This window comes from Novosphingobium sp. GW835-FHT14H07 (assembly GCF_058793515.1).
The window spans coordinates 1-6,477 of the sequence record NZ_JBXAFX010000057.1 but is presented as its reverse complement, the minus strand read 5'-3'; the positions used below and the strand labels follow the sequence as shown (position 1 = coordinate 6,477).

Here is a 6,477-nt window from a genome sequence, read left to right as displayed (position 1 = left end):
GCACTGATCGACGCGCCGCGACAATCACATTCTCATCCTGATTGACGCGCAATCCTCATCCAGTTTGTCGCGCTACACTGACCCGCGTTGTAGCAAAGAGACGCCAGCCAGTTACCATTCCCAATCATGGCGTTGAGTTGCAGGTCGTTCCAAATCGCTGCGTTAAGCTGGCCAGCTAACGGTTCTTCCGGCGGGGAGAGGCTTGCTGCGGCGATGATGGTCAGCGTGAGCAACATGCGGCAAACAATGCCGTGCCGGGCGGCGCTTTCCACCCCATCTGCAACGAAGCCAATTTATGGGTTCACGACCTAGCCTAAGGTCTTCGCTTTTCATTTGCGCGCGAAGCCGTCACTGCACGCTTCACCGGCGTGCGCTTGACTGGCTCAGGCATAGCTTCCACCGTTCCAGCAGCGAGTTTCGCTGCCGTCTGGAGCCCTTCCAAGTTCAACGAGCCATCGCTATCCACTGACTGGCCAGGCATCAGCAGCATCCAGCCATCCCAGTTGCTATCGTCCCTCCAAGCAAATTCTCCGAGATCGCCTTTGATCTGAGGCTTTCCCCGACGCTCGACGGAAAAAGCCAACGTGAGGCGCCTCCGGTAGAGCCCGACAAGTGTAAAGAAGGTAAGGTCACCGCATTCGTGGTAGAGCCAGAATGCCTTCTCCTCCCAGATACTGCCGGTGCTTACGCTTTGTCCTTCCTCAATGAGTTCTTCAGGGTTTGGCATCTTCCACCGTCCTGAGATTACCGGCCTCCAGATCGCGCTCCAAAGCGCATGGAGAGCTAACGCGAACTCGGCCCGCGTTAGCTCGGCCACTGCCCGCGCGGCGAGGTAATCACCGAGTTCGTTCCACTCGATCTCCGGTGGCAGTGAATCGGCTTTGACCGCTAGGAGCGCGTCGACACCTGCGCGCGTAGCAGGGTCGGCCAAGTAGGCGATTACGCTAATCGGAAGATCTAGGTCTTTAGGGCTAGCCGTCATATAAATCGATCCCACACAAGTCGCCGGAATGCCCGGAAGTCGTCATCATCGATCTGTTCTGCCAATTCGCGCTCGAAGCGACGGAGGAATCCGCTCCAGTGCACGAACTTCCAGCCGCGATTGCGGGAGAGCTGTTTCACCGTCTCTTTGCTCGCACTACGGGCGAGGACGACCAGCGCACCGGTGGGCAGTCCACGGGACCGACCAGCCAAAGTGAGACCATGTTCTGTAGCGAGCCGCGCGTAGGAGCCGAGCGGGTTGCGCAGCTTGTGGTCTATTTTGACCTCGACCGCCGCACCATAGGTGCGGGCGCCTCGCCGTCCGGTAACCAACAGGTCGATGCGTCCTCCCTTGCACGGGACTTCTGCACGGGCGCGCCCGCTGTCGAAGCTCTCAGGCAGTGTTACGCCGCGACAGGGCAATGCGCGTAGGAACGCCATTACACGCCGCGGACCGCCCTCATTGATAAATTTCGCTAGCGGGCGGGTGACTTGGGTCTCAGTCAACCGAAGCCATGGCGTCGTTTCAATGTCTAGGGCGCTACGCGCGATACCCAGGCCCATAAACCTTCGCAAAAAAAATGAGGGGTGGGCAGCCCCATAACTTTCCCTGTAACTTGCGAGCCAATTAGCCCTCGTGGCCTCAACCCCGATCTTCGCGCTCCACCGATCGAGCGCACTGTTATCGAAGGCCTTGCGAGACACCTGCGCCAGCCGGAGTTGGTCAGCTAAACTGGCCTTCACGTCACATTGATCATCCGCGTCGTTCACAGTCATATTTCTCTCAATGTGGTCCTTGGAATAACAGGCGAGATTTTCCAAGTCGGCTGACGGGTTAAAAGAGCACTATCGCCTGTGGCAGACAAGGAGATCAGCTATCACTCAACAAACCGGTGTGGCGCTAACCTTTTGTCGCGTCCGAGCCGCATGCGCCGAGTGCCTGCGCTTCGCAGCTTAAGTGCTCCTTGCGGGGGAACGATGCACACTTGCGCACGCTTTAGCCGAAACTTGTAATTTGACAGCCTCATGCCAAACGACGGGTTTGTTTCAGCCCAAGTTTTTCCGCCCTTACTACAGTGTGCTGAACGAAGGGCAGGAATCGATCACGACAAACTGATGCTCGAACGTCCGGAATTGCGGCGCCATTTGCCGGTCCACTGGCCGTCATTGCAGCGGTCGCTCCCGACCAGACCCGGCCATTTACAGCAGCGGACGGGAGTGGCTGCTCCTGACAAAAGCTGCCGTATCGACGTAACGAAGTACAGCGGTAGCTTTGCGCCCCAATTTAGGCCCTTCCCGCGTTGATCGCGGTGACACATAAGCAGACCGTCTGCATGCGGGCGGCGGAGGCACATTGGACGGTCCGAAACTGGGTGGATAGCGGTCATTCCGCCTATGCCAAGCGGAGCCTAATCGTAAAGACAGGTCCCGAGGACAAGATGCGCGGGCGCTTCGTTGCCGACGATGGTCGCAAGGAAGGTGTCCGCGGTGGATCTACTGGCGTTCGGGCGATTGATCACCGCAGCGCTCGAGCGCTGGTGTGGCGGCACTGGTCTGGCGACGCTTGCGATCCTCGACGAGCAGGCTGATCGCTAGGGAAACGGCTCGGGTGGGTTTGCTTGAAGTCTTGCTGCGGCCGCCCGGTTGACGGCCAGTTGATAAGAGGCGGTTGACGAAATCAAGATAATACCCATATCAACCAGATGTCATCAACCGAGTCCATCCATGGCCGATTCAGAAATCTCCATTGCCGCCTTGCTCGCGGGGACCGGCAGTCCGACCCGGGTTTTTGCCGGGGGCGGTTCGGGCATTCCGGTCGGCGGGCTGAACGATGCGTCCGAACGGGTGCTGATCACATTGTTGCTGCAGCGCTTGCAGCAGCAAAATACGCGCGCCCACGGCATGATGGTGCCGCCCGCGATCGGTTCCGGTGGTGACGAATACCGGATGATGATGGGGCTGCCGGCACCGTCTAGCGAACCTAACTACGCACATTGGTATACGCAAGGCAGCCACGCGCTCGCGACCCATATGCGGCCGCTCGCCGATGATCAGAGGGCGCACGCATATGACTTCGATCTGCTCGACACCTGCCGCAGCGACGTCGCGTCGGTCGCGCGCTTTGCGCAGCGGGTCGATTTCGCGAGCTATCATCTGGCTGCTGCCTTTGACGGGTCAGACTATGCGCACAGCTGGCGACCGGCCGCAAAGCGCGGTGTAAAGATCACCAAGGCCTATCGGAGCTATTTCTGCCGGCTCGCCGAAGCGTCGTTCGACCGCTGGCATACGGTCCGGTCGATACTGATCCACGACTGGAGGCCGACCGCCGAGGCCGAGCCCCTGTGTCGCGCCGCCTATTGGAGCCTGTGCGAGCTCACTCCCGCTGACCAGCAGCTCAAAATCCTGTTCGTGCATGACGTGGATCGTGCTCGCCATGAGTTGGTGCGGCATGTGGACGTGGTGGCCGAGCAACTGGCGCTGACCGCGAGCCTGAGCGAGGATATGTCCGCCGAAAGCGCGGCTTCCGACAAGAATGCCGATGGGGCGCGACTTGATGCACTTCAAAAGGCGCTGCTCGACAAGGCGGGTGCGCGGCTCACACTGACCGAAGCTTCGGAGCGACTCGGCATCTCTCGCCAGGCCCTCTACAAGAAGATCAAGACCGGCGCCGCTTTGGGGCTGATGATCGGCGACACGTTTGTGGTGCCTGAAGCGCAACTGGTTGCGGGCAAGGACGGAAGCTCGGTGGTCGCGCATCTACGCGATGTGCTGTCCCTGTTCACCAAAGCGGGCGCCGGCGGCTGGTCAGCGCTGCAATATCTGATCGAGCCCGATCCGGCGCTCGGGGGAGACGTGCCGCTTGATCGCCTGAAAGCTGGTAACGCCAAATTGGTCGTTGCGGCAGCGCGTGCCTATCTCGGCCTGGATGCGGAGTGATGGCTTCTTTAGCGCCGGATTTGCCGGATGAGTGTCTGGCTATCCGGCTGGACCCCGGCACCCCGCTTGTGCGGGTCCACCACAAGGATAACGGCCCGGTCTGGTTCGGGCCGGCGAAAGGCGCACTGCCCGGCAGTCGGTTCGATGCGCCGGGCGGCGAGTTCGGGACGCTTTATGTCGCCGACACGCTGAAAGGCGCATTCGTCGAGACCGTACTGCGCAAGGCTAATCGCATCGTCGCGCGGCCGTTCGTCGAGCAGCGCGCGTTTTCGGTGCTGAGGCCCAAGCGCGAGCTGACCCTGGTGCAGGTTCATGGCGACGGGCTGATCCAGCTAGGGGTGACCAGCGACATTTGCGCGGGTGACGACTATGGGCCTTCACAGGCTTTGGCGCTGGCGCTGCACACCAAGTTCCCGCTCGACGGCCTCGCTTATCGGGCGCGGCATAACAATGACGAAATCTGCTACGCAGTGAATGACCGCGTTGCGGTCGACGATCTCGAAATCGTCGAGACCAGCCTGTTCAGCGATCATCGTTCACTGGTCGATGCATTGCTGCGCCGCCACGGCGCGGCCTGGGATCCGGCGAGCACGCTGCCCGATCTGTCGAAACTGCCCTAAGCGGGGACGGAGTCTCGACATACGGCTTTTTCGCGACCCCGGGCTGTGAGCCAAAACTTTACGTTGGTGAGAGGCTAGCGCCGGCTTACTCAAAGGCAAGCAAGCACTAATTGAACGTATTTGGCGCGATTATGTCGCGGCGACGATGAGTTTTTCGTATTGCCTGTCTAATGATCGGCCCCGGTTGCAAGCTTATACGCGCCATCGTCAGTGAGTTGCTCAGATAGCTGCTGCACCACGCAGATCACCTTGACGAGGCGCACACCTTCGGTCAGGCGCGCATGCGCAGGATCAGATGCCGGACGCTCGGCGCCTGCGCACTGGGTCGGCTTTCCCATCCCGCAGACCTAAAAGCTGCCGGACAGCAAACGACCCAGCTCCGGTCGTCCAATGACGATGCCCGGGCAAATGCTTGAGCGTCAGCTTTCGTCAGTAGCCGACATCCAACCGCCCCGCACGCAATAACGGTAAAGCCCCACGATGCTGCGTTCCGCTTCCATCAGCACGCGACCAGTTCAGGTCATTCTCGGTTCTCACGCTGAACGGCAGTTTGCGCTGAAACCTGCCAGAGAGTGACGCAGAAGGTACGTTCTGACCATAGCCAGCGTTACCGACGACAGACATGACTCGGCGGACTAGAGAAAGCTAAGTTGCTGGGGTTGCTCGTTGAGCGAGGTGCGAAACAGGTTCTGTTTCGTTGCTGCATTTCTGAAGAGGCGGTAGGTCGAGATATTCGGGCGGTCCTTGACGAACTCGGCCAACCGCCGCTCAGCCTCAGGGATTAGAGGACTGACTTGGTCGAAATCGAAGATGTCGACGTTGGCGCGGTCCGCGAGTTTCCTGACCGCGAAGGCCAGATGGTACAATCCCTCAACGATCCACGCAGATTCGATTTCGTGGTCCGCGACCAGCTTTGATGCCCTGCGCGCTTCCCGCAGCTTGGCGCGGCGATGCTTCTCGATCTCGGTGTAGAGGCTCCACACCGCTATCACGCGCTTCGCATCCATCTCCGAAGGGTCGAAGACCAGTGGGAAATACTCTCCGAATATTCGGTCTGAGGCCGTCTTCGCCTTATCGGGTTCAGCGCGGACGTAGGCTAGCCAGACCTGCCCAAGCTTCAGGGCATCTATGCGCCTACCTTCGTCGACTTTGGAATGCTGGTCGCGCTTTCGATCCAGATGCCACTCATGCTTTAGGAGCGATGCCTCGAGGCGGACGAGTACGGGATCGTTTGATCTCAGATCGCGGCTTCGTATCGGAGTCTGGCTGTTCGTTGCCTCGGCGACCTTTGCATAGAGGCTCTTGTCCTGTGTCTCAATAATGCGGACGAGAAGCCGAACGCGCTGCACGGAATCGAAGCTGGTTCGCGATGCTTGGAAAAGTGCGTGCGAGGTCTGGCCACCATTCACCACCTGAGGATTCAGGAGGCGCAATGGCGCATTCTTGAACCCAGGCTGGTAACTGAACCGTTCGCAGACAATTGTAATGCCGTTGTTGAAATACCAGAACATGCCGGCTTGGTTGGACACTGCGGTATCGTAGATGCGCCGGTTTATGTCGTTCTGTTCGCCGAGGTAGACGCGGACGTTCTCCTCAAAAAGGTCGGGGTCGAGCTGCGTGGGCTTGGTGGGATCTGTGAGCGCCGCGATAAACTCGTCGCCGCAGACCGTCCCGATGACAGCCCGCACGTTGCCGTCCGTGCGCTCATATACCTGTTCCTCCACGATCCGGAGGTGGATTTCCCGTTCTGTTGCTGTCCGGCGCGAGATCGTGTCAGAGAGGGAATCAAGATCGGCCTCGTGAAGCTGGAAGAATTTGAACCGGGCAAGCGACGATTCAAAGCGAGCCTTGTGGTCGGGGATTGTCCGTCGTCGAGACATTTGGCACAGATCGGGGCGTGGATTAGCGGAGAGCGAGCCTCGTCTGGGGGTTGATGTTA

Annotated in this window: 7 protein-coding genes; 2 read left to right on the top strand and 5 right to left on the bottom strand. The window is 59.6% G+C overall.

The window, feature by feature from the left end; all coding sequences use genetic code 11:
* Positions 1–32: 32 nt before the first annotated feature.
* From AC1Q5P_RS21620 to AC1Q5P_RS21610, 3 genes are all read right to left on the bottom strand, one after another.
* Positions 33–236, bottom strand: coding sequence for a hypothetical protein (locus tag AC1Q5P_RS21620; protein ID WP_492519995.1), 204 nt, complete (start codon positions 234–236; stop codon positions 33–35).
* 77 nt (positions 237–313) lie between these two features.
* Positions 314–931: a hypothetical protein gene (locus tag AC1Q5P_RS21615; protein ID WP_492519994.1), complete on the bottom strand. Its 618-nt coding sequence runs from the start codon at positions 929–931 to the stop codon at positions 314–316.
* Positions 932–978: 47 nt separating this feature from the next.
* Positions 979–1,758, bottom strand: coding sequence for a hypothetical protein (locus AC1Q5P_RS21610; protein ID WP_492519993.1), 780 nt, complete (start codon positions 1,756–1,758; stop codon positions 979–981).
* A 948-nt stretch (positions 1,759–2,706) separates the two neighbouring features.
* Between AC1Q5P_RS21610 and AC1Q5P_RS21605 the strand changes: the two genes are divergently transcribed.
* Positions 2,707–3,918 (top strand): hypothetical protein, encoded by a 1,212-nt coding sequence (locus AC1Q5P_RS21605; RefSeq protein WP_492519992.1) that lies wholly within the window; start codon positions 2,707–2,709, stop codon positions 3,916–3,918.
* Positions 3,918–4,538, top strand: a complete 621-nt coding sequence (locus tag AC1Q5P_RS21600; protein WP_492519991.1) for an RES family NAD+ phosphorylase — start codon at positions 3,918–3,920, stop codon at positions 4,536–4,538. Before AC1Q5P_RS21605 ends, AC1Q5P_RS21600 begins: the two co-directional genes overlap by 1 nt.
* 167 nt (positions 4,539–4,705) lie before the next feature.
* Here the strand turns inward: AC1Q5P_RS21600 and AC1Q5P_RS21595 are convergent, their stop codons facing one another.
* Positions 4,706–4,876 (bottom strand): hypothetical protein, encoded by a 171-nt coding sequence (locus tag AC1Q5P_RS21595; RefSeq protein WP_492519990.1) that lies wholly within the window; start codon positions 4,874–4,876, stop codon positions 4,706–4,708.
* 297 nt (positions 4,877–5,173) lie between these two features.
* On the bottom strand, positions 5,174–6,477 hold a 1,304-nt coding region (locus tag AC1Q5P_RS21590; RefSeq protein ID WP_492519989.1), incomplete at its 5' end, for an AIPR family protein.